This window comes from Anaerotalea alkaliphila (assembly GCF_010179735.1).
Taxonomy (GTDB): domain Bacteria; phylum Bacillota; class Clostridia; order Lachnospirales; family Vallitaleaceae; genus Anaerotalea; species Anaerotalea alkaliphila.
Map to the genome: position 1 here is coordinate 1 of NZ_JAAEEH010000079.1, position 2,394 is coordinate 2,394.

The window sequence follows — 2,394 nt, forward strand, 5'->3', positions numbered from 1 at the left end:
CATCACATCGCCGAACAGCTCTTCATCGGAAGGGATGACGGGGGTGATGGGCGAGGAGACCCAGGTCACGTTGATGAAATGCTTGTAGGTGATGTTCTCGGAGGCGATGTTCCCGCCCCAGGTTCCGCAGCCCAGGGTCAGGGTGAAGGGCATCCCGTTGTCCCAGTTTCCGCTGTTGGCGTAGCATTGGGGCTGGCGCACCATGATCCGGCTGACCTTCACGCTGTTGCCCAGGACCTCGATCCGCTCGTCGCTGGTGGTGTGGATTCCGCAGGAGTGGCCGGTTCCCTGGTAGCCGGTGATCTTGTTCACCTGGTCCACGGCTGCCGCGAAGTCGGGCACCTTGAACAGGGTCATGACCACGGACATCTTCTCTCCGGAGAAGGGCGCCTGGGGTCCCACTTCGGTCTCCTGCACCATGATGAACTTCTTGTCCTCGGGGATGCTGATCCCCGCCAGCTCGGCGATCTTGGATGCTGGCTGGGCCACGATGAAGCGGCTCAGGTGTCCCTCGTCGTCCCACATGGTCTTCTGCAGCGCGGCCTTCTGCTCCGCCGTGGCCAGGTGTCCGCCTTCCGCCTGGAGCTTCTCCAGCAGGGCGTCGTACACGCTCTCCACGATCACCAGGGAGTTCTCCGCGGAGCAGCTGGTGGCGTAGTCGAAGGTCTTGCTCAGCATGATCTTGTGGGCCGCGTCGTCCAGGTCCGCCGTCTCGTCCACGATGATGACCGCGTTCCCCGCGCCCACGCCGTAGGCCGGCGTTCCGGAGGAATAGGCCGCCTGCACCATGCCGGCGCCTCCTGTAGCCACCACCAGGTCGCACTGCTTCATCAGCTCGCTTGTGGATTCGATGCTGGGCTCCTCGATGCCGATGATCAGGTCTTCCGGCGCGCCGTACTTCTTCAGGGCCGCGCGCATGGTGTTCACGATGAAGGTGTTGGTCTTCTTCGCACGGGGATGGGGGGCGATGACGATGGCGTTCCTTCCCTTCACCGCGTCCATGGATTTGATCACGGGAGTGGCTTCCGGGTTGGTGGTGGGCACCAGGGCTCCGATGACGCCCACGGGCTTGGCGAACTTGATCAGGCCTTTGGCTTCGTCACGCTCGATGACACCCACCGTCTTGGCTCCCTTCATGTCCCGCAGGGCTCCCCGGACCTTCTTGGTGATCTTGGCGTACTTGCCGTCGTAGTTCCCCAGCTGGGTCTCTTCCACCGCCATCCGGGCGATCTGCTTGGCCGTCTCCTCGTTGGACACGGACCACGCGATGGCCGCCACCAGCTCGTCCACCTGCTCCTGGGTGTAGCCCTCCGCTACCGCCTGGGCTTTTCTTGCTCTTTCAATCAATTGGGCGATCATTTCTTTTGCTTCCATGTTCTTTTCCTCCTCATGTCTTCCTATTGTTTGGGATAGTTGGCGATGAATTCCCGTATTTGCTCCAGTGTGGGCATGGCTTCCGACGAGCTGTGGCTCTGCACCACGATGGCCGCCGAGCCTGCCCCGATCTCCATGGCTTCCGCCACGTCCATGCCGTTCATCAGGCCGTAGATGAAGCCTCCCGCATAGGAGTCCCCCGCCCCGAAGGTCTTCACCGGGGTCACCGGGAACACCGCCCCGGTGATCTTCTCCCCTTCCTTCGTGTAGGCGTAAGACCCTTCCTTGCCGTGCTTCACCACCACGATCCTGGCGTTGAAGTCGAACCACTTCCTGGCCGTAACGCCGTCATCCGTGTTCCCCTTCATGGTGATCATCTCCATCATGTCGAACTCTTCCCGGGTGCCGATGATCACGTCGCATTTCTCCGCCGCCAGGTTGTAGTAGACCGAAGTCTCCTCCACCGAATGCCAGGTGTAGGGCCTGTAGTCCACATCGAAGAACACCACCGTGCCATGCTTCCGGGCATATTCCAGGGCCACGAAGACCGCTTCCCTGGAGGGGCTGGCCGCCAGGGCCGTCCCGGAGATCAGCAGCGCCTTGGCGCTTGCGATGTACTCCTCGCTGATGTCGTGGACGTTCAGGCGCAGGTCCACCGCATCCTCCCGGTACATCAGGATGCTGCAGTCCTTCGGGGACTTGATCTCCGTGAAGGCCAGTCCCGTCTTGGCGCCGGATTTGTCCACCACGATGTTGCTCCTATCCACCCCCGTCTTCTTCAGGTAGTTGGTGATGAACCGGCCGAACTGGTCGTCCGCCACCCGGCCGATGAAGCCCACCTTCATCCCCAGCTTGGCCAGGGCCACGCTGATGTTCGCCGGCGATCCTCCCAGGTACTTCTTGAATGCGGTGGTCTCCTCCATGGGGATGTTCACCTCCACCGTGTTCAGGTCGATGGCAAGCCTCCCCGTCGCTACCAGGTCCAGTTCCCTTCCTTCTTGAAATACCAATTTGTTCATC

General features: G+C 61.5%; 2 protein-coding genes. Both read right to left on the reverse strand.

Annotation, left to right across the window (positions count from 1 at the left end):
- On the reverse strand, positions 1-1,374 hold a 1,374-nt coding region (locus GXN74_RS14160), incomplete at its 3' end, for an aldehyde dehydrogenase family protein (RefSeq protein ID WP_162371582.1).
- 23 nt (positions 1,375-1,397) lie between these two features.
- On the reverse strand, positions 1,398-2,393 hold the full coding sequence (gene iolC, locus GXN74_RS14165) for a 5-dehydro-2-deoxygluconokinase (RefSeq protein ID WP_162371583.1): 996 nt from the start codon (positions 2,391-2,393) through the stop codon (positions 1,398-1,400).
- Between the last annotated feature and the right edge of the window lies 1 nt (position 2,394).